The sequence below is a fragment of the Patulibacter ginsengiterrae genome, assembly GCF_056269115.1.
Genome location: NZ_JBWDOG010000018.1, coordinates 1 through 18726, shown reverse-complemented (window position 1 = coordinate 18726; position 18726 = coordinate 1). Strand labels below are relative to the sequence as shown.

General features: G+C 73.6%; 20 protein-coding genes and 1 pseudogene. 8 read left to right on the top strand and 13 right to left on the bottom strand.

Annotated elements, in window-relative coordinates; genetic code table 11:
- Window position 1 precedes the first annotated feature (1 nt).
- The 4 genes from ACVUH9_RS18670 to ACVUH9_RS18655 all read right to left on the bottom strand — a co-directional run bounded on the left by ACVUH9_RS18670 (window position 2) and on the right by ACVUH9_RS18655 (window position 4428).
- A complete protein-coding gene (locus tag ACVUH9_RS18670) occupies window positions 2–1603 on the bottom strand; it encodes an APC family permease (RefSeq protein ID WP_475759648.1) in 1602 nt (533 codons plus the stop codon).
- Between the two features lie 135 nt (window positions 1604–1738).
- Window positions 1739–3712: a primary-amine oxidase gene (locus ACVUH9_RS18665; protein ID WP_475759646.1), complete on the bottom strand. Its 1974-nt coding sequence runs from the start codon at window positions 3710–3712 to the stop codon at window positions 1739–1741.
- A complete protein-coding gene (locus ACVUH9_RS18660; RefSeq protein WP_475759644.1) occupies window positions 3709–3996 on the bottom strand; it encodes a hypothetical protein in 288 nt (95 codons plus the stop codon). The genes ACVUH9_RS18665 and ACVUH9_RS18660 overlap by 4 nt, the downstream gene beginning before the upstream one ends.
- A gap of 12 nt (window positions 3997–4008) precedes the next feature.
- Entirely contained in the window at window positions 4009–4428 is a 420-nt protein-coding gene (locus ACVUH9_RS18655) for a VOC family protein (RefSeq protein ID WP_475759642.1), read from the bottom strand.
- Window positions 4429–4561: 133 nt separating this feature from the next.
- Here ACVUH9_RS18655 and ACVUH9_RS18650 point away from each other — a divergent pair, with 133 nt between their 5' ends.
- A complete protein-coding gene (locus ACVUH9_RS18650; protein WP_475759640.1) occupies window positions 4562–5950 on the top strand; it encodes an FAD-binding oxidoreductase in 1389 nt (462 codons plus the stop codon).
- A 48-nt stretch (window positions 5951–5998) separates the two neighbouring features.
- On the opposite strand, the gene ACVUH9_RS18645 is transcribed toward ACVUH9_RS18650, so the two are convergent.
- A complete protein-coding gene (locus ACVUH9_RS18645) occupies window positions 5999–6787 on the bottom strand; it encodes an SDR family oxidoreductase (RefSeq protein ID WP_475759638.1) in 789 nt (262 codons plus the stop codon).
- Window positions 6788–6967: 180 nt separating this feature from the next.
- Here ACVUH9_RS18645 and ACVUH9_RS18640 point away from each other — a divergent pair, with 180 nt between their 5' ends.
- Window positions 6968–8305, top strand: coding sequence for a M20/M25/M40 family metallo-hydrolase (locus ACVUH9_RS18640; RefSeq protein WP_475759636.1), 1338 nt, complete (start codon window positions 6968–6970; stop codon window positions 8303–8305).
- 58 nt (window positions 8306–8363) lie between these two features.
- Entirely contained in the window at window positions 8364–8969 is a 606-nt protein-coding gene (locus tag ACVUH9_RS18635) for an NYN domain-containing protein (RefSeq protein WP_475759634.1), read from the top strand.
- Window positions 8970–9044: 75 nt separating this feature from the next.
- Here the strand turns inward: ACVUH9_RS18635 and ACVUH9_RS18630 are convergent, their stop codons facing one another.
- Window positions 9045–10226: a hypothetical protein gene (locus ACVUH9_RS18630; RefSeq protein ID WP_475759632.1), complete on the bottom strand. Its 1182-nt coding sequence runs from the start codon at window positions 10224–10226 to the stop codon at window positions 9045–9047.
- Window positions 10227–10277: 51 nt separating this feature from the next.
- Window positions 10278–10490: pseudogene (locus ACVUH9_RS18625) on the bottom strand (PhzF family phenazine biosynthesis protein); the annotation flags it as partial.
- Window positions 10491–10545: 55 nt separating this feature from the next.
- On the opposite strand from ACVUH9_RS18625, the gene mce reads away from it, so the two are divergent.
- Together mce and ACVUH9_RS18615 are read left to right on the top strand one after the other, a co-directional pair.
- Complete coding sequence (gene mce / locus ACVUH9_RS18620) at window positions 10546–10968, top strand: methylmalonyl-CoA epimerase (protein WP_475759630.1); 423 nt, start codon at window positions 10546–10548, stop codon at window positions 10966–10968.
- Between the two features lie 202 nt (window positions 10969–11170).
- A complete protein-coding gene (locus ACVUH9_RS18615) occupies window positions 11171–11392 on the top strand; it encodes a hypothetical protein (RefSeq protein ID WP_475759628.1) in 222 nt (73 codons plus the stop codon).
- Window positions 11393–11396: 4 nt separating this feature from the next.
- On the opposite strand, the gene ACVUH9_RS18610 is transcribed toward ACVUH9_RS18615, so the two are convergent.
- Together ACVUH9_RS18610 and ACVUH9_RS18605 are read right to left on the bottom strand one after the other, a co-directional pair.
- Complete coding sequence (locus tag ACVUH9_RS18610; RefSeq protein ID WP_475759626.1) at window positions 11397–11804, bottom strand: hypothetical protein; 408 nt, start codon at window positions 11802–11804, stop codon at window positions 11397–11399.
- Window positions 11794–12660, bottom strand: a complete 867-nt coding sequence (locus tag ACVUH9_RS18605) for a diacylglycerol/lipid kinase family protein (protein ID WP_475759624.1) — start codon at window positions 12658–12660, stop codon at window positions 11794–11796. The genes ACVUH9_RS18610 and ACVUH9_RS18605 overlap by 11 nt, the downstream gene beginning before the upstream one ends.
- A 128-nt stretch (window positions 12661–12788) precedes the next feature.
- On the opposite strand from ACVUH9_RS18605, the gene ACVUH9_RS18600 reads away from it, so the two are divergent.
- Window positions 12789–13526 (top strand): phosphatase PAP2 family protein, encoded by a 738-nt coding sequence (locus ACVUH9_RS18600; protein ID WP_475759622.1) that lies wholly within the window; start codon window positions 12789–12791, stop codon window positions 13524–13526.
- Window positions 13523–14608, top strand: a complete 1086-nt coding sequence (gene ychF / locus ACVUH9_RS18595) for a redox-regulated ATPase YchF (protein WP_475759620.1) — start codon at window positions 13523–13525, stop codon at window positions 14606–14608. Before ACVUH9_RS18600 ends, ychF begins: the two co-directional genes overlap by 4 nt.
- Before the next feature lie 3 nt (window positions 14609–14611).
- On the opposite strand, the gene ACVUH9_RS18590 is transcribed toward ychF, so the two are convergent.
- From ACVUH9_RS18590 to ACVUH9_RS18575, 4 genes are all read right to left on the bottom strand, one after another.
- Window positions 14612–14911 carry a hypothetical protein gene (locus ACVUH9_RS18590; protein ID WP_475759618.1) on the bottom strand — a complete coding sequence of 100 codons (300 nt, stop codon included), beginning with the start codon at window positions 14909–14911 and terminating at the stop codon, window positions 14612–14614.
- Window positions 14912–14965: 54 nt separating this feature from the next.
- The gene (locus ACVUH9_RS18585; RefSeq protein ID WP_475759616.1) at window positions 14966–16567 is read right to left on the bottom strand and encodes a SpoIID/LytB domain-containing protein; all 1602 of its coding nucleotides are present in this window, start codon (window positions 16565–16567) and stop codon (window positions 14966–14968) included.
- 121 nt (window positions 16568–16688) lie between these two features.
- A complete protein-coding gene (locus ACVUH9_RS18580; protein WP_475759614.1) occupies window positions 16689–17432 on the bottom strand; it encodes a VOC family protein in 744 nt (247 codons plus the stop codon).
- Window positions 17433–17548: 116 nt separating this feature from the next.
- Window positions 17549–18145, bottom strand: coding sequence for a mismatch-specific DNA-glycosylase (locus ACVUH9_RS18575; RefSeq protein ID WP_475759612.1), 597 nt, complete (start codon window positions 18143–18145; stop codon window positions 17549–17551).
- Between the two features lie 120 nt (window positions 18146–18265).
- Here ACVUH9_RS18575 and ACVUH9_RS18570 point away from each other — a divergent pair, with 120 nt between their 5' ends.
- Window positions 18266–18604: a hypothetical protein gene (locus ACVUH9_RS18570; RefSeq protein WP_475759610.1), complete on the top strand. Its 339-nt coding sequence runs from the start codon at window positions 18266–18268 to the stop codon at window positions 18602–18604.
- The last annotated feature ends 122 nt before the right edge of the window (window positions 18605–18726 follow it).

Below are 18726 nucleotides of genomic sequence, written 5' to 3'. Positions count from 1 at the left end.
GCTAGCCGGCGCTCGGGCTGGCCGCGCTCGAATCCCGCTCCTTCGTCTCCTCCATCAGGACCCGGCCGATCCGGTCGTAGTCGCTGGGCCGGGCCGAGCGGAGGTAGAGCGCGAACGCCAGCCCGGCCGCGAAGACCCCGAAGACGATGAACGGGATCGCCTGGAACAGGAAGCTGCCCGAGGCCGCACCACCGACCGCGTCGCGGTTGCTGAGCAGCAGGTAGATCACGCAGACCTGGGCGATCCCGCCGATCAGCGGAGCGAGGAAGGTCCGGAACGGATGGGCCGTCTCCGGGTGCTTCTTCTGCACGTGGAAGTAGCCGATCACCGCGAACGAGGTCAGCGCCTGGACGACCAGGATCGCGAGCGTCCCGAGCACCGCCAGCAGCACGTACTGCTGGAGGTACGGGAAGTCGTTGGTCCCCTGGTCGACGCCGCTGTTGGCGAGCCAGAAGCCGAGCGTGATCAGCAGCGTGATCACGCTCTGCGTGCACGAGGCGACGTGCGGCGAGCCGTGGCGCTTGTGGGTCCGGCCGAGCCGCGGGCTGAGGAAGCCCTCGCGACCGAGCGCGTACATGTAGCGCGACGCGCACTGGTGGAACGCCATCCCGCAGGCCAGCGAGCCGGTCACCAGCAGCAGCTTGAAGACGTCGACCGCCCAGTCCCCGAGCCCCGACTGCAGCGAGGCGGTGAAGAGCGAGATCCCGTCGAGGCTGACGCCGGTCTCGAGCGCCCCCTGCTTGCCGACCTGGACGACCGCCATCCACGAGACGAAGACGTAGAAGAGCCCGATCCCGAGCACCGCGACCAGCGTCGCGCGGGGGATGATCTTGCGCGGGTTGCGCGACTCCTCGCCGTACATCGCCGTCGACTCGAAGCCGACCCACGACCAGAAGGCGAAGAACAGCGCGAAGCCGATGTTGCCGCCGACCGAGGCCGTCGCGTCGCCGGCCGAGACCGACGTGCTGGAGCTGAAGAGGCCGGTCGGGTCGAGCGGGGCGGCGAAGATCCCGTCCGGGCCGCCACCGCTGAAGAGCGTGATCAGGGCGCCGGCGAGCAGGACCACGACCTCGGTGATCAGGAAGAACCCGAGCACCTTCGCCGCGACGTTGGCGTCGAACCAGCCGAGGCTGCCGACGACGGCGATCATCACCGCCGCCCAGACCCACCACGGCAGGTCGATCCCGAGCACGTCGCGGAAGGTCGTATGCGCGAACGAGCTGAAGATCCCGACCAGCGCCGCCTCGAAGACGACGTAGGCGAGGACCGCCAGCAGACCGGCGGGCATCCCCGCCAGCCGTCCGAGCCCGTGCGAGATGAAGCCGTAGAAGGCCCCGGTCGCGGTCAGGTGACGGGCCATCGCGACGTAGCCGATCGAGAAGATCGTCAGCACGATCGTGGCCACGATGTAGGCCGATGGTCCGGCGATCCCGCCGCCGGCGATCGTCGCCGGGACGTTGCCGGTCATCGCCGTGATCGGGGCGGCCGTCGCGACCGCCATGAAGACGACCCCGAGCAGCCCGACCGCGTTCGGCTTCAGCCGTTGGACGCCGGGTTGTTGGGGCCCGGCGTCCGCCGGGGGTGTGAGGACTTCGTTGGACATGCCCTGCTCCGCTTCTGCTGTTGTCGGCCGGGCAGCGGCCGGCACGGCGGGGCGACGCTCGTCGCTCCCGCCGCGCCGGTACGCGCCCGGTGTGGTCCCTGAGGAGGTGCCGCCGGTCTGTCGCCCGGGGCCGGATCAGTCCGCGCTCGCGCCGCCCTGGGCGTGTCCCTGGGCGTGGCTGTCGTGGTTCTTGTGCCGGCAGTGCCCGCCCGAGGGGGGCGGGACGTCGAGCGCCGGGTTGGCGGTGAAGAAGCCGAACGGCTTGAGCACGAAGCCCATCCGCTCGACCGGCATCACCGGCCAGTCCTCCGGCCGCGGGAAGTGGGTGGCGCCGAACGAGTACCAGAGCACGACGTCCTCGTTCTCGAGCGAACGGTCGGCCTGCTGGAAGCGCGGGATCCCGTGCGGGGCGGCCTGCGGGTCGGACTGGTTGGGGTAGTCGCCGGCGGCGTAGCGCTCGTCGGCGGCGTGCTGCGTCACCCAGACGTGGTGCTTGGCGAAGCCGGCGCGCTTGGTCACCGGCGCGTCCGGGTGCGTCAGCAGGGTGCTGTTGTGGCCCGGCATCAGCTTGTAGGCGGTCGGCCGGCCGAGCGCGTTCTCGACGTTCGGGTTGACGATCTTCCAGTAGCGGTTGGTCGCCGGGTTGACGTCGCGGGCGGCCTCCGACTCGCGCGCCAGCAGGGTCGCCTCCGGCCGCATCGCCACCCCGTGCGGGTTCTCGTCAGACAGCGGCAGGAACTCCGAGTTGATCTCGTAGACCGTGTTCCTCGGCCCGTCGACGGTCATGTCGAGCCGGAAGTTGAAGAAGTGCTGGTGGTGCATCGCCCCCAGCCGCGGCGCGACCAGCTCGCCCCACTCCGGGTCCTCGCCCTCGGGGACCGTCTCGGTCTGCATGATCCCGGTGGCCTTGGTCTCCAGCTCGATCGTGCCGTCCTGGTACAGGTACCAGTAGAAGCCGTAGTCGTAGTTGCCGACCGTGCAGATGTAGGAGACGACGAAGCGGCGGTTGCGGCGGACCTCGGTCTCGTCGGAGCGCGCGTCGAAGTGCTTCCAGAGGATCCCGTAGTCCTCCTCGTGGAGGCAGATCGCGTTGGTGATCGTCATCGGCTCGCCGTGCTGGTCGCAGAAGGTCGCGTCCAGGTAGCGGATCTCGCCGAGGCAGTCGCAGCCGAGCTCGAGCGAGTTGGCCATCTGCCCGAGCCCGTACTCGCCCGCGTCGAAGACCGCCTTGAAGAAGTGCTCGTCGGTCGGATCGCCGTACGGCACGACCATCTCCGAGAGCGCCGCGCGGTGCATGATCGGGCGGCCGTCGTAGGCGACCTGGTGCAGGACGAGGCCCTCGCGCGGGTGCATGCTCGCCCGCAGCGACCACTTCTGCCAACGGATCTCGCTGCCGTCGACGCTGAACGAGACCCCGTCGGGCTGGACGATCTGGAGGTCCTTCAGGTCCTCGCGGAGCCCGTCGGCCTGGGACTCGACGTCGAACCGGCCGTGGGTCGGGGGCAGCGGCACCTCCGGCCCCTCGTGGATCTTGATCACGCGCTCGTCGTAGAGATCGACGACCGGCACGACCCCGATCGGGTAGGCGTAGCCGTTGTCACGGCCGTCGCGACGCCAGTAGGAGACGGCTCGTACGAGCCGCCGCCCGTCCTCGTCGGGCTCGTTGAAGTTGCCGGCCGAGACCGGGTCGAGGAAGACGTGCTCGAGGTCGGTCACCCCGCGCTTGCGACAGGCCTCGATGAATCCGGGATCGGCCTTGGCGATCCCCTCGGCGAGGTCCCACTCCTCGGGCAGGACCGCGGGCTGCGAGCCGTCGGCGGCCTGGTTCCAGGAGGCGACGCCGCCGGTGGTGACGGAGACGACGACTTCGTAGACGGCGCGGGCGCCCTTGTCGAGCACGATCAGCTCGACCCGGCGGTCGATCGCGTCGCCGGGGGCGAAGGCGGCGATCGCGTCCTTCGCGGGCTCGACGAGCGAGACGGTCGCGAAGCGGGCGCGGTCGGTCAGGCGGCCGTCGGCGCGAGCGATCGCGACGGCGGCGCGGATCTCCTCGCCGGTCAGGGGATCGAGCGGGTGACGGATGTCGGTGGCGGTGCTGGTCGGGTTCATCGGAGGAGTCCTTGGTCGGGGGAGCAGTGGTTCGGCGGGGTCGGCGGGCGCTGGTCGGTGGTCATCGGCGACGCCCGCGCGGCGGCCGGCCGGGCGTTGCGGGACGTCGCGGCGGGTGCGGCAGGCACGGTCTGGGTGGCCCCGAGCCGCCGCGGTCGCAGGCGGCGCAGGCGGTCACGGGCCTGGAGGCCGACGAGGCCGCCCCAGACCAGCAGCGCCGGACCAGCAGCGAGCAGCGTCTCCTCGAGCGGGAGGCCGGCGACATGGGCGGTCGGGAGCGGCACGGTCGGCCGGTCCTAGGCGCCCGGGGTTGGGTCCTGGGGCGTCGGGAAGCTCGCGCCCTCGATCAGCTCCCAGCGGTAGCCGTCGGGGTCGGCGACGAACGCGATCCGGGGCAGGTCGTCGCGGCCGCCCGGACGGTAGGCCGGCTGCTCCGGCGCGATCCCGGCCGCGGCGAGCCGCTCGAGCAGCCCGTCGAGGTCGGCCACGGTCAGGGCCAGGTGGTTGAAGCCGCTGCCGAGGTCGTAGGGCGCGGTCCGCCCGGCGTTGACCGTCAGCTCGAGCTGATCGCCGTGCCCGGGGAGGCCCAGATAGACGTTGTAGGCGGTCGCGAAGTTGAGTCGGCCGCGGCGCTCGAAGCCGAGCAGTTCGTAGAACCGGACCGCCGCGTCGACGTCGACGACACGCAGGCAGGTGTGGACGAGGGTGCTTGACATGGGGGCATACTGCCACTGGTCAGACAAGCAGGCAAGGTTTCTTTTTCCGGCGCCCCCGATCGCCGCAGGGAGCCGGGCGATTCGCTGGACAGACAAACAGACAAGAGCCCGCGTTCGTCGTATAGTGGGCGCCATGAGCCCCGTCGCCGATCCGCGTTCGACCGACGACCTCGTCCGCGACCTCCAGGCCGAGGGCGAGGTCCTCACCGACGCCGAGATCGTCGAGACCTACCGTCGCGACCAGGCCGCTCCCGGCCTGCTCATCCCCGGCACCCCGCTCGCCGTGGTCCGCCCGACGACCACGGCGCAGGTCCAGGCGGTGGTCCGGATCGCCGCCCGTCACGGGGCGCCGATCGTGCCCCGCGGCGCGGGCTCCGGCCTCAGCGGCGGCGCCAACGCGATCGACGGCGGGATCGTCCTCAGCCTCGAGCGGATGAACGCCAGCCCCCGGATCGACGCCGACGCGATGACCGCGACCGTCGAGCCCGGCGTGATCAACGCGACGCTCGGCGCCGCGGCCGCCGAAGCCGGGCTCTGGTACGCCCCCGACCCCGGCTCGTGGGAGTTCTCGACGATCGGCGGCAACGTCGCCACCAACGCCGGGGGACTCTGCTGCGTGAAGTACGGCGTGACCCGCGACGCCCTGCTCGACCTCGAGGTCGTGCTCGCCGACGGCAGCGCCGTCCGACTCGGCAGCCGCACCCGCAAGGGCGTCGTCGGCTACGACCTCGCCGGGCTGGTCTGCGGCTCGGAGGGGACCCTCGGTGTGATCACCGAGGCGACCGTCCGCCTGCTGCTGCCCCCGCCGCCGGCCTCGACGCTCGCGGCGACCTTCCCCGACATGGCCTCGGCCGGCGACGCGATCGTGCGGATCGTGCGCCGGACGCGACCGGCGATGCTGGAGCTGATGGACCGGACCACGGTCGCGGCGGTCCAGGAGCTGCGGCCGATGGGGTTCGACCCCGACGTCAGCGCGCTGCTGTTCGCGCGGTCCGACGCGGGCGGCGCCGTCGGCCACGAGGAGATCGCGCTGATGGAGCGGCTCTGCAACGAGGCCGGCGCGACCCTCGCCGTCACCTCCGACGATCCCGACGAGGGCCGGATGCTGACCGAGGCCCGGCGGGTCGCCTTCACTGCGATGGAGCACCGTGGCAGCACCCTGCTCGACGACGTCACCGTGCCGGTGCCCGCGATCCCGGCGCTGCTCGCCGCGATCGAGCGGATCGCCGCCAAGCACGACGTCCTGATCGGCACCTTCGGCCACGCCGGCGACGGCAACATGCACCCGACGGTCGTCTACGACCACCGCGACGCCGACCAGGTGCGACGAGCGCGGGCCGCCTTCGACGAGATCATCCGCGTGACCCTCGAGCTCGGCGGCACGATCAGCGGCGAGCACGGGATCGGCGCGCTCAAGCTGCCCTACCTCGACGACGAGCTCGGCGACGCCCGCCGGCTCGGCCGCGCGATCAAGCTCGCGCTCGACCCGGACCAGCTCTTCAACCCCGGCAAGGCGATCTGACCGGCGACGCCGCACGCGGGCCGCGGGCCGGTTCCCGGTGTCCCGCGCTCAGGTCGCCGAGGCGACGCCTTCGCCGCTGCCCTCGCGGCGTCGCAGCCAGTCGGCGAAGTTCGGGCCGTCGGTCGCGTGCTCGCGGGCGCAGAGCGCGCCGTCGCGCAGCGCTCGTCCCGCACCGCCGACCAACGGGATCGGCAGCGGCAGCCGCCGGCGCCCGGTCGCCCGCAGCCAGGTCGCGGCCAGGTCGGCGGCGCTCTCGATCCGCGGACCGGCGAGGTCGGGCAGGCGTCCGCCCGGCCCGGCGTGGACCGCGGCCGCCAGCCGGACCGCCACCAGCAGCGGGTCGATCGGCTGGACCGGGACCCGTGCCCGCGGGCTGACCCCGAACCGCGCCGACGCGGCGAACAGGTCGTCGAGCAGCGGATGGAACTGGGTCGCGCGCAGCAGCGACCACGGCACCGTCCCCTCGCCGAGCGCCTGCTCCTGGGCCACCTTCGCCCGGTAGTAGCCGATCGGGACCCGATCGCAGCCGACGATCGAGATCAGGACGTGGTGCCCGACCCCGGCCGCACGGCCGGCCTCGAGGACCCGTCGCGTCCCGGCCACCAGCACGTCCTGGGCCTTGGACGTCGCGTTGGCCGCGTCGACCACCGCATCGACCCCGTCGAGCGCCGCCGCGAGCCCGTCGCCGGTCCGCAGGTCGATCGGGTGGTGCCCGACGCCGGCCGGCAGCCTCCCCGCCGAGCGCGAGAGCACCCGGACCTCGTCGCCGCCCGCCGCCAGCTCGGCGACCACCAGCCGCCCGAGCGTTCCCGTCCCGCCGATCACCGCTACTCGCATCGCCTGCCTCCGTCCGTGGTCCCGGCCCGACGGCGCGCGCCCGTCGTCGGGAACACGCTAGGGCCGGCGCGGACCCCCGACCAGGACCAGTTGCCCGTCCGTCTACCGGACCGGTCCCGTAGCCGCCCAGGACGTGCACCACCCCGCGACGTCGTGGAATCAATCATCTAGCCTCCCCACATGGCGTCCGTCCCGTCCGACTCCCCGTCTCCCGGCTCCGCCACCGAGCTGCTGCAGCGGCTGATCCGCTTCGACACCGTCAACCCACCGGGCAACGAGCGCGAGGCGATCGAGTTCCTGGCCGGGCTGTTGGCCGACGCCGGGTTCACCGTCACGCTCGAGGGCCGTACGGAGCCGCGACCGAACCTGGTCGCCGAGCTGCGGGCGAGCGACCCCGAGGCCGCGGCGGCGGGGCCGATCCTCGGCTTGCTCTCGCACGTCGACACGGTCCTCGCCGAGCCCGGCGACTGGCAGCACGACCCGTGGTCCGGCGACCTGGTCGACGGCGAGATCTGGGGTCGCGGCGCGATCGACATGAAGTCCCAGACCGCGGCCGAGGTGACCGCCGCGATCGACCTCGCCCGGACCGGCTGGCGGCCGGCGCGCGGGGCGCTGAAGCTGATCGTCGTGGTCGACGAGGAGACCGGCGGCGAGGAGGGGGCCGTCTGGCTGTGCGCGAACCACCCCGACCTCGCCCGCTGCGACCTCTTGCTCAACGAGGGCGGCGGGGCCCCGCTGCAGTTCCGCGGCAAGCGCTACTACGGGGTCTGCGTCGGGGAGAAGGGGCCGCTGCGGTTCGCGCTCCACGCCCGCGGGCGGGCGGCGCACGCCGCGACCCCGGGCCTGGGCGACAACGCGCTCGTGCGGCTGGCCCCGCTGATCGGCCGGCTGGCCGAGGCCGAGCTGCCGTTCGACCTCCAGCCCGCCGTCACGGCGATGCTCGACGGGCTCGGCCTCGACGGCAGCGACCCGGCCGGGTCCTACGCCGCCCTCCGGACCGAGGATCCGGCGCTGGCCGCCGCGATCGAGCCGATGGCGCGGATCACCTTCTCACCCAACATCGTCTCCGCCGGCGACAAGATCAACGTGATCCCGGACCGCGCCGAGCTGCGGGTCGACTGCCGGGTCCCGCCCGGGCTGACCGAGGACGAGGCCCGCGGCCGGATCGAGGACGCGCTCGCCCCGCTGCCCGAGGGCATCACGATCGAGTGGGGCACGACCGTCCCGGGCAACGCCTCGCCCGCCGAGGGACCGCTGTTCGACGCGCTCGAGAGCTGGATCGACGAGCAGGTCCCGGACGCCGCGATCGTGCCGACGTTCCTGCCCGGCTTCACCGACTCGCGGACCTGGCGAGCCGCGTTCCCCACGTGCGTCGCGTACGGCTTCTTCCCCCACCGCAACCTCGAGCTGCGCGAGCAGGCGGGGCGGATGCACGCCAAGGACGAGCGGATCGACGTCGAGGATCTCGAGTTCGCGACCGCCTGCTTCCGCGACGTGACCGTTTGGTTGCTTGGCTGAGCGGGTCGCCAGCGCGTACGCGCCCTCACGTATGGGGCGCGACTGCGAGGATGACGACGTGAGCGATTCTCGGATGCTGCTGCTGTGGGACTCGCCGAACATCGACATGGTGCTCGGCCAGCTGATCCTGCGGCGCAAGCCGACGGGCCGTGAGCGGCCACGGATCGACGCGCTGGCCGACTGGCTACGCGACCGGGCCGCCGTCGCCGAGGAGCGGACGGGCTCGCGTCCGGCGATCGAGGCGGCGGTCTTCGCCAACGTCACCGAGCGCACGTTCAACGGGGTCGTGGGCTGGGCCGAGGTCGTCCGCCAGGCCGGCTTCCGGATGTTCCTCAAGCCGAAGCTGCGCGACGACAGCGACGTCGACGACGACATCCTCGCCCTGCTCGCCCAGCGCCGCGCCGAGGGCGGGCTGCGCGAGGCGATCCTCATGTCGCACGACGGGATGGCGTTCGTCGACGCCGCCCGCAGCCTCGTCGCCGAGGGCATCGCGGTCACCGCGCTGGTCTTCCCGGAGCACGCGCACCAGCTCTGCCAGGTCGAGGGCGTCGAGGTCTTCGACCTCGAGGACATCCCCGGACTGTTCGAGACGCCGCTCCCGCGGCTCACCTTCTCGGGTCTGCCGGCCGACGGTCGCTGGCTCGAGCCGATCGGCGAGATCTAGGAGCCCGTCAAAGCGGCCCGCCGGGTTCCGGCGGGCACCGGCGCGGTGCCGATCCGGCTCGCGCCGGCCGCGGCCCTACTCGCCGTCGCCCACCCGCTCCCGCTCGGCGGCGTCGGCCAGCGCCCGCCGCTTGCCGCCCGGCAGGCGGCCGGCCATCCGCCCGATCGGGACGACCGCCTGGCTGAGCGTCTCCGCCGCCTCGCGCATCCCGCCGACGGTCGCCTCGATCCCCTCCAGCGCGGGCTCCAGCCGTCCGAGCTGCATCCCGATCGCGTGGACCTGCTGCTCGACCGCCTGGACCCGCTCGGGCAGGTCCGGCAGGGTCTCGACCGCGCGCGCCAGGTCGGGCAGCGCCTGGGTCGAGGTCGCCAGGTCCTCAAGCGCGTGCGCGACCTGGGCGACCGCCTCCAACGACTCGCCCAGCGTCCCCAGCGGCTCCAGCGTGTCGCCGAGCGTGGCCAGCGGGCGCAGGCTCTGCTCCAGCGACGCGAGCGGCCGCAGCGCCTCCTCGAGCGCCCCGAGCCGCTGGAGCGTGTCGTTGAGCGCCCCGAGCTGCGCCAACGCGACCGACAGGTCGGCGAGCTGGTCGAGCGGCCCGTCCTCGGCCAGCAGCCGCTCGACGCCACCGTCCTCCGCCAGCAGCCGGTCGAGCGTCCCCCCGTGCTGGATCAGCCGGTTGACGGTGCTGTCCGGGGCCAGCAGCAGCTCGATCGTGCCGCCCGACTGGAGCATCCGCTCGACCAGGCCGTCCTCGACGAACAGCCGCTCGAGGATCCCGTCCTCCAGCAGCGCCCGCTCCAGGGTCCCGCCCTCGACGGTCAGCCGGTCGAGCGGCCCGCCGACCGCGAGCAGCCGGTCGAGCGGCCCGTCCTGGATCAGCAGCCGCTCCAGCGGGCCGTCCTCGCCGACCAGCCGGTCGACGGCGCCGCCCTCGGTCAGGACCCGGTCGAGCGGTCCGTTCTCCGCGAACACGCGGTCGAGCGGCCCGCCGACGGCGAGCGCCCGCCCCAGCGGCCGGTCGTCCGCGGTCAGCTTCGCCAGCTGCTCGATCCGGGCCAACGGACCACGCGGATCGGCGAGCCGCGCGAGCTGGTCGACGACGCCGCCCTCGGCGATCAGGACCTGGACCCGCTCGCCGAGCCCACCCGGCCGGCGGAGTGGTCCCGTCGGCGCGGTCAGGTCGCGGGCGGCGAGCACCAGCTCGGCCGAGGCCACCGCCGCGCGGGCGGGCAACAGAGCGAGCGAGAGCAACCCCATGGAGACGACGCTATCCGCTCCGCTCGCCCGCGGCGCGCCGGATCGCCTCCGTCAGAGCTCGACGTGGCCCACCACCAGGCTCCGGCAGTCGCCACCGACCCAGATCTGCTCGCCGTCGTCCTCGACGTGGATCCGGCCCGCCCGGCCGATCGCCCCACCCTGCGTCGCCCGGTAGCGGGCCGGCGCGAGCCCCGTCGCCCGCAGCCACTGGGCGAGGCCGACGTTGAGGCTGCCGGTGACGGGGTCCTCCGGGCCGCCATCCCCCCGATTCTGCCGACATCCGACGGACCGGCGGAGGCGGACGGATAAGCTCCGCCCGATGTTCGACCGGATCGACCACATCGGCATCGCCGTGGCCCCCGAGGACCTCGAGGACCAGATCGCCTACCACCGCGACGTGCTCGGCCTCGAGCTCGTCCACCGCGAGACGGTCGAATCACAGGGCGTCGAGGCGGTCCTGTTCGACGTCGGCGAGAACCATGTCGAGCTGATCTCCCCGCTCGGCGGGGTGGAGACCGGCAATGGCGTCGCGAGGTTCCTGGCCAAGAACGGGCCCGGCATTCACCACATCGCTTACCAGACGACCGACATCGTCGCCGCGCTCGCGACGCTCAAGGAGCGTGGCGTGCAGCTGATCGACGAGTCGCCGCGCGTCGGCATCCGCGAGAGCCGCGTGGCCTTCCTGCACCCCAAGTCGACCGGCAAGGTGCTCACCGAGCTCACCGAGCCGGCGCACCACTAGATGCTCGATTCCACGGAGATCGTGGATGCGGGGTGCGTGTCGGGCGGTTGCCTGGGACCGGTCGGTGTCGAGAGCAATGCCGGTGGCATTGTCGAGATACTGGCCGGCATCAGGCCCCGTCCGGCGCGTGCACCGCGCCGCGAGATCCTGGCATCGACCATCTAACCCCCTTCCGCCCGACTACCCCCTCCAAGGAGAGCCCGTGTCCGACGACAAGCAGCTCCGCGTCAGCATCGGCCTGGACAGCGCCCCGCCGCTGGCCGTCCGCGTCACCGAGTCCCAGCTGAAGGCCCTGCGCAAGGTCCTCGACGGTGGCGGCTGGGCCTACGTCGAGACCGAGGACGCCGAGATCCAGCTCAACCTCGACAAGGTCGTCTTCGTCCGCGTCGACAAGGACGAGCCGCGGATCGGCTTCGGGTTGTAGGCCCCTACCGCAGGGTGCAGCGGTAGCCGGCTCCCGGCAGGCAACGGTCGAGCTCGCCGCGCGCATAGCGGGCGGCGTTGCTCTTCTGGGTCTGGAGCACGCGCCACTCCGTCTGCTCCAGGCACTGCCGGTAGTCGGCGTCGTCCTTGGCGGTGTAGATGCAGTAGCGGGTGACCTCGTTGAGGTGGTCCGAGGCACCGCCCCCGCGCTCGCCGGGGGTCGGCGGTCCGGTGCTCAGCGAGTTGAGCACGACGAAGACGACCACCATCATCGGGATCAGGCCGAACAGCAGCAGGACGATCAGCCGTCCCTGCGAGCGGCCCTGGTCCTTCGGCCCGTCCGGCCGGTTGCGGAGGTGGTCGGGCAGCGGCGCGTCTGGCGTCGGCACGTCGTCCGGGCGGTCAGACGGCATCGGCGGTTCCCTTCGCGGTGCTCGAGACGAACAGGTCGACGGGGCCCAGGGGCTCGACCGTCACGTCGCTGAGCTCGACCACCTCGCCGTCGACGTTCCAGCGCAGGTCGGGGTCGACGTCGACGCTGATCCGGTGGCCCTGGAAGGTCGCGACGCCGCCGCGGTCGCCACCGCTGCGCATCCCCCAGACCCGGCGCAGCAGCGCGATCCGGGAACCGGCCGTGACCACGAAGGCCTCGATCTCGGGCGTCTCCGGATCGGAGACCGGGAGCTGCACGACACCGCCGAACGAGCCGGACGCGGCGACCAGCACCTGCCAGACCCGGCCGCTGAAGACCTGCTCGCCGTCGACGGTCACGGTCGCGGTCACCACCCGTCCGCGGAACGCCGCGATCCCCGCCCCGATCGCGTAGGCGACCGGGCCGAGCAGCGACTTGAACGGCGCGGCCTCCTCGGCCGCGTGCACCGCGAGCCCGATCGAGGCGACGTTGACGTACGGCCGCCCGTCGAGTCGGGCACCCCAGACCGGACGGCGCTCGGCCTCGGGGTCGGTCGCCAGCGCCGCCGCGGTCGGCATGTCGGCCGGGATCCCGATCGCGCGGGCGAAGTCGTTCGCCGTCCCTGCCGGCAGCACCGCCATCGGCAGTCCCTCGCGGGCGCAGGCGGCGAAGACGGTGCCCAGCGACCCGTCCCCGCCGGCGACCACGACGCGGTCGGCGCCGGACGCCACGGCCTCGTCGACCTGGTCGAGCGAGAAGCAGCTGACGTGGTGACCGTCGCCGCGCAGCAGCTGCTCGATCTCCTCGCTCTGGCGACCGGCTCCGGACTTCGGGTTGACGACCAACGCCAGGTTCACCAACCGTATGTTGCCCGTTCGCGCGAGGAATCGCGCCCGCCACCCTCCCGGCGCCCCGCCACCCCGTGACGCCTTCGGCGCCAGCGGACGCCTACCCTGGACGGGTGGTCCGTCGCCTCGCAACCCCGATGTCCGATCCGCGCCTGCGGGTCGAGGCGATCGACGCCCGACGCAGCCTGCTGGCCCGCGCCCTCCGCGGACGCACCGGCCGGGCCTTCGCCCGAGCCGATCTCGCCGGCATGCGCGCGATCCGCTCGACCGCCCGCTCCCGCCGCGCGACCCGCGCGATCGTCGTCTTCTCCCGGGCCGGCGAGCACGGAGCGCTGTGGCTCGGGATCGGCGCGATCGGGGCCGCCGTCGACCGCGGCCGGCGCGAGCAGTGGGCGATCGGGCTGACCGGCGTCGCCGCCGCCTACCTGACCAACAACGCGGTCAAGCGCGTCGCGCGTCGCCCGCGCCCACAGCTGATCGACCTGCCGCCGCTGGTGCCGACGCCGACCCAGCTCAGCTTCCCCAGCTCGCACGCGGCCTCGTCGTTCGCCGCCGCGACGGTCTACGCCGGGCTGCTGCCGCGCGGCCCGCTGTTCGTCACCGCCGGAGCGATGGCGCTCTCGCGGGTGCACCTCGGCGTCCACTACCCGACCGACATCGTGATCGGGGCGACGCTCGGCTGCACCGTCGGCCGCGCCGTCCGGCTGGTCGGCGACGGCGTCCGCGCCCGTCGCGCACCGTCGGCCTGCGGTTCCCCGGGCTGCTGCACGGGCGGCGACGGCGCGCCGTCCAACGACTTCTCGGACGCCACGGGACCGGGCTCGTCCCCGGATCCCGGCTCCGACCCCACCACCACCGAAGGACCCTCGCGATGAAGATCGGGATCGTCGGCATGCCCAACGCGGGCAAGTCGTCGCTGTTCAACGCCCTGACCAAGTCGGGCGCCGAAGCGGCGAACTACCCCTTCACCACGATCGAGCCGAACGTCGCCGTCGTGCCGGTCGAGGACGACCGGATGAAGCAGATCGCGGAGCAGATGGGGGCGTCGGAGATCGTCTACGACCACATCGACTTCCACGACATCGCCGGGCTCGTCGCCGGTGCCCACAAGGGCGAGGGCCTGGGCAACAAGTTCCTGGCCAACATCCGCGAGACCGACGCGATCGTCCACGTCGTCCGCGCCCACGGCGACGCCAACATCATCCACCCCGACGGCTCGGTCAATCCCCTGCGGGACATCGAGACGATCGAGACCGAGCTGCTGATGGCCGACCTCGAACAGGCCGAGCGCCGGCTCGACCGGGTCGCGAAGATGGCCCGCGGCGGCGACGCCGAGGCCAAGGCCGAGCTGGCCTGGCTCGAGCAGCTGATCCCCGCCCTGAACGACGGCAAGCCCGCCCGGATGGTGCCGGCGCCCGAGGACCACCCGAACGTGGTCAAGACGCTCTCGCCGCTGACCGCCAAGCCGGTCCTGTTCGTGGCCAACGTCGACGAGAACGACGCCTCGGGCGAGGTCCCGGCCGCGATCGCCGAGCACGCCGCCGCGATGGGCGCGGTCGCCGTCGCCGTCTCCTCGCGACTCGAGGCCGAGCTCGTCGAGATGGACGACGAGGAGGCCGCCGCGATGCGCGAGGACATGGGCTTCGCCGAGTCCGGGCTCCAGCGGATCGCCCACGGCGCCTTCCAGCTGCTCGACCTGATCACCTTCTTCACCGTCGGATCGGGCGTCCGCGGCCAGTCGTGGCACCTCCGCCGCGGGCTGACCGTGTGGCACGCCGCGGGCGAGATCCACACCGACATCCAGAAGGGCTTCGTCCGCGCCGACGTCGTCGGCTGGAAGGAGCTGCTCGACGCTGGCGGCTACAGCCAGGCGCGCGACAAGGGCACGCTGCGGACCGAGGGGCGCGACTACGTGATGCAGGACGGCGACGTGATCACCGTCAAGCACACGAACTGAGGCTCAGCCGCCGCCGGCCGCGATCTCGTCGCGCCGGCGGCGCGCCTCGGCGAACAGCGCCATCACCTCGGCCTGCCGCTCCAGTGGGACCGCGATCCGGGTGCCGCCGACGACCGAGCCGCTGACCTCGAAGCCGACGCGCAGGTGCAGCGTGCCGCGCTTCTCCTTCGCCTCGACGGCAACGTGGGAGACGTGGAAGCGGTAGCCCGTCGCGGCGTGATGCAGCGTCTCGACGACCGTGCCGTCCAGCCGCAGCACGTCGTCGCCGAGCACGATCTCGATCGTCGGTCGTGGCTCGGGCATCAGCGGCGGCGGGACGGGGCGGGCAACATCGGGGGAGTCTCCCACGCCCGGCCGCTACCGGCGGGCGTTCGCAGCCGGGGTCGCGAAGGCCCCCGAGCGCACCCGCCAGCTGCCACGCGGCACCGTCAGGTCGAACCGACCGGCCCGGTCGAGGTCGACCGACCGCACGCGGACCCAGTCGCCGCCACGACGCCGCTCGAGGCTGGCGCTCGCGGCCGGGGCCGGCGTCAGCCCGCCGAGCAGGCGGCAGCTCCCCGCCGGAACGGCCTTGCGCTCGCGCTCGGGCGGTTGCTCCAGCGCCCGCAGCGGCGACGCGCGGAGCAGCATCGCCGCGATCGCCTCGGGACGGCCCGCCGCGACCCAACCGCCGTCGCGCGGTTCGGCGTTCCCGCTCGCCGTCGCCGCGACCTGCTCGCCGGTCGCGTCGGAGGCCGGCGAGTCACCCGGCGTCCCCGAGGCCGCGGTCGGGACCGCCGGCAGGCAGTCGGAGATCGAGACCACCGCGAACGTCGCCCACCGCTCCGGCAGCTCGAACGCCCGCTGGATCTCGCCACCGTCGACCGTCCGCGAGCCCGTGGTCCCCGCGACCCGCGCCCGCACGATCCGCGGCGACTCGCCGCGCTCCTCGACCTCGATCTGCTCCAGCGAGCCGACCCCGAAGCGGGCCACCCGAGCGTCCGCGTCGGCGATCGAGAACCGGCGCGTCCAGCGGTGCAGCGGTGCGTCGCGGTCGTCGGGGTCGGCGACGCTGCGCAGCCACGAGCGGGCGGGACCGCCGAAGACGTTGCGGGAGTCCTCCGTCTGGCCCCCGCTGGCGGAGAAGAAGAAGGTGGTGACCGGGCGACGGTCGACGGTCACGACCTGCCTGGCGGTCGCGCGGATCGCGGCGTCACCGGCCGCACTCTCGCCGCTGACCCCGGTGTAGACCTGCGACCGCGTGTCCGGCCACTGGTCGAACGGCCGGCCGGAGACCGGCGTCGTGATCGCGTAGGTCCGGGCGGCGATCGCCTGGGCCTCCAGCGCGGCCGCGGGCCAGCTCGCCGGCGACTCCTCGGTGACCACCCCGCGCAGGTAGTCCTCGAGGTCGAGCTCGTTGACCACGAGCACGCCGTCGGCGTCCGGGAGGACGTCGATCCGTCCCCGGAAGCTGCCGTCCTGGACCCCGTCGGCGGAACGCCCGCCGACCCGCAGGGGACCGCCGCTCGAGAGCACCCGGACACCGGCCGGGGCGGTCCCGATCCGGCGCGCACCGGCGCCGAGCAGCTCGATCGCGACCCCGCCACCGTCGCGGACCAGCTCGTAGGAGCGATCGGGACGAACGGCGAGCCCGCCGATCTGCGAGGCGCCGGAGACGGTCGCCGCGCGCTGGCCCCACTGGAGCGCGACGCGGACCGGTCGTGGCCCCCCGAGCCGGGCGAGGCTGGTGCCGCGGTAGTAGTGGGCGAGGATCGCGCGAGCGTCGCTGCCGCGCCGGGCCATCCCGTAGGCGCCCCACTGGCTCATCCCGACGCCGTGGCCGAAGCCGGCGCCCTCGACCACCAGCTGCGTGCCGGCGGCCGTCGCGGCGGGAGAACCGGCGCCGAGCAGGCCGACGCCGACGGCGGCGATCGCTCCGCCCCGCGCCAGTCGTCCCCTCGCTCGCCGTCCGATCCGCACGCCCCAGACCGTAGCGATTCGGGGCCCGGTCCCGAGGCGGTCGCCGCGGACGGTGGTTGCCGCCGCCGGCCACGACCGGAGCGGCCGATCCCGGCCGCGACCGCGACGCCTCGGCGTGCGGCTACGAGCGGTCCTCCAGCACCCACAGCTCGGTCGCGCTGCCGACCGGCACCGGCTCGCCCGGAACCAGGCCGGGAACGCCGGTCAGCTCGATCGAGACCGGGCCGGGCACCGCCGGCTGGTCGGTCGGGAACCACGGCCGCCACTCGCGGACGCAGATCAGCAGCCCGGCCTCGTCGCCGACGGCCGCGAAGCCGGTGTCCGGATCGCCGAACCAGCGCGACGCGCCGAGCGCCTCGAGCCGGTCGACCAGCGCCCCGACGTCGGGCGTGCAGACGCCGACCTCGCTGATCCCGCGGACGAGGTCCGGCCCGTCGGCGCCCGCGACGCTCGGCGTCCAGGGGCGACGGTGGCGGGCGATCAACTCGACGATATGGCCCGACGGCGTCCGCACGTAGACGCTGTGGGCGACCCAGTTCGGGAAGTCGACGATCGTCTCGCCGTCGGCCAGCGGAATCAGCGGCGCGGCCCGTTCGAGCCACCGCGACGCCTCGATCAGCCGGTGCTCGGCGACCTCCAGCGCGACGTGGTGCGAGGGGGCGGGAGCCTCGGCGTCGGCGGGCGCGAAGGCCAGCACGCCGTCACCGACCTCGACCGCGAAGCCGCCCGACGGCGCACCCGCGGCCGGGCGCAGTCCGAGGCGACCGAGCCACCAGCCGCGCTCGTCGTCGAGCTTCGACGTCGAGAGCGTCACCCGGCGGATCCGTGGCGGCGCGTCGGTTCCGGGGGGAAGCTCGATCGGCACCCGCCCAGCGTAGTGCGGCGGTCGTCACGGCGTTCCCGAGCGCGGCCCGGCAGACGGCTCAGGTCGGGATCCGCCGGTCATCGCCGCGACGCGACTCCGGACCGGTGGAGCCCGGCTCAGCCGTCGACGACGCCGGCCTCGACCGCCACCGCGCGGTAGGCGGCGGCCAGCGTCTCGACCGTCTCGTGGGCGTTGAGGCCGCTCGGATTCGGGACCACCCAGAGCGACGCTCCGCCGAAGCGGGCCGCCGACTCGAGGCTCTCCGGCTGCCGTCCGGGCACCGCCTTGCGTTCCCCGAAGGCGTCGCGGTAGGCGGTCACGCCGGCGATCGCGACGACCCGCGGGCGCCGCTCGACGACGAGCCGTTGCAGCCGCTCGCCGCCCTCCCGCAGCTCCTCGCGCGAGAGCTCGGAGGCGCGCACCGTGGCCCGCCGGACGAGGTTCGTGATCCCGACCCCACGCCCGATCAGATGGGCACGGTCGGCGTCGGACATCCCGGCCGCCCGGTCGATCTCGTAGCCGCTGATCCCCGCCCGCGCGATCGCCGGGTAGAAGCGATTGGCCGGGTGGGCGAAGTGGGTCTGGACCGCGGCGGTCCAGAGCCCCGGGTTGATCCCGACGAAGAGCAGCTTGAGCTCGGCCCCACCCACCCCGAGCAGGTCCGGCACCTCCTCGTCGCGGAACGACTCCAGCTCGGCGCGCGTGAACCCCATCGGCTGCCGATCATGCCGGGCCGTGACGATCGCCGACGGCTCGTGCGGCGGCCGGCGCGGCCTCGCCGTTCGTCCGCCGCGTCCTGACACCGTCGTCGGCTGCTCTAGCCTGCTTGCCCGATGGTCTTCGCCAACGCGCTGAGCTGGGGTGCCGACAACTTCTTCCCGATCGTGAAGGGGTTCGCGATCGTCTGCGCCGGGATCGCCGGGCTCGGCAAGCTCTACGACTCGTCGCAACGCCGCCGTCGGCAGGCCGAAGCGGTCCGGATCGGGCGCCCCGAGCTGCTGCGGCAGCTGACGGTGGCCCTGACCGCGCTGCACGAGCGGGAGCTCCACAACGAGGCCGGGGACGACGGCGCCGAGGAGGTCGGCGACGCCGGCGATCGGCCCGCCTTCGACCCGAGCGCGTGGCCACCTCCGCGCGATGAGGAGCAGCCGAGGCCCGAACCGACCCGTTGACGTTGAGCACCTGAGCGGTGCTTCAACGTCAACGGGTCACCGGGGGGGGAGGCCAGGGCGGGCGGCTGCCCGCGGCGGGCGGCTGCCCGCGGCGGGCGGCTGCCCGCGGCGGGCGGCTGCCC

What these genes read in the sequence shown, in the direction of transcription:
- ACVUH9_RS18670 (WP_475759648.1), bottom strand. Translation starts at nt 1,603, where the DNA reads ATGTCCAACGAAGTCCTCACACCCCCGGCGGACGCCGGGCCCCAACAA.
- ACVUH9_RS18665 (WP_475759646.1), bottom strand. Translation starts at nt 3,712, where the DNA reads ATGAACCCGACCAGCACCGCCACCGACATCCGTCACCCGCTCGATCCC.
- ACVUH9_RS18655 (WP_475759642.1), bottom strand. Translation starts at nt 4,428, where the DNA reads ATGTCAAGCACCCTCGTCCACACCTGCCTGCGTGTCGTCGACGTCGAC.
- ACVUH9_RS18650 (WP_475759640.1), top strand. Translation starts at nt 4,562, where the DNA reads ATGAGCCCCGTCGCCGATCCGCGTTCGACCGACGACCTCGTCCGCGAC.
- ACVUH9_RS18645 (WP_475759638.1), bottom strand. Translation starts at nt 6,787, where the DNA reads ATGCGAGTAGCGGTGATCGGCGGGACGGGAACGCTCGGGCGGCTGGTG.
- ACVUH9_RS18640 (WP_475759636.1), top strand. Translation starts at nt 6,968, where the DNA reads ATGGCGTCCGTCCCGTCCGACTCCCCGTCTCCCGGCTCCGCCACCGAG.
- ACVUH9_RS18630 (WP_475759632.1), bottom strand. Translation starts at nt 10,226, where the DNA reads ATGGGGTTGCTCTCGCTCGCTCTGTTGCCCGCCCGCGCGGCGGTGGCC.
- mce (WP_475759630.1), top strand. Translation starts at nt 10,546, where the DNA reads ATGTTCGACCGGATCGACCACATCGGCATCGCCGTGGCCCCCGAGGAC.
- ACVUH9_RS18610 (WP_475759626.1), bottom strand. Translation starts at nt 11,804, where the DNA reads ATGCCGTCTGACCGCCCGGACGACGTGCCGACGCCAGACGCGCCGCTG.
- ACVUH9_RS18600 (WP_475759622.1), top strand. Translation starts at nt 12,789, where the DNA reads ATGTCCGATCCGCGCCTGCGGGTCGAGGCGATCGACGCCCGACGCAGC.
- ychF (WP_475759620.1), top strand. Translation starts at nt 13,523, where the DNA reads ATGAAGATCGGGATCGTCGGCATGCCCAACGCGGGCAAGTCGTCGCTG.
- ACVUH9_RS18590 (WP_475759618.1), bottom strand. Translation starts at nt 14,911, where the DNA reads ATGCCCGAGCCACGACCGACGATCGAGATCGTGCTCGGCGACGACGTG.
- ACVUH9_RS18575 (WP_475759612.1), bottom strand. Translation starts at nt 18,145, where the DNA reads ATGGGGTTCACGCGCGCCGAGCTGGAGTCGTTCCGCGACGAGGAGGTG.
- ACVUH9_RS18570 (WP_475759610.1), top strand. Translation starts at nt 18,266, where the DNA reads ATGGTCTTCGCCAACGCGCTGAGCTGGGGTGCCGACAACTTCTTCCCG.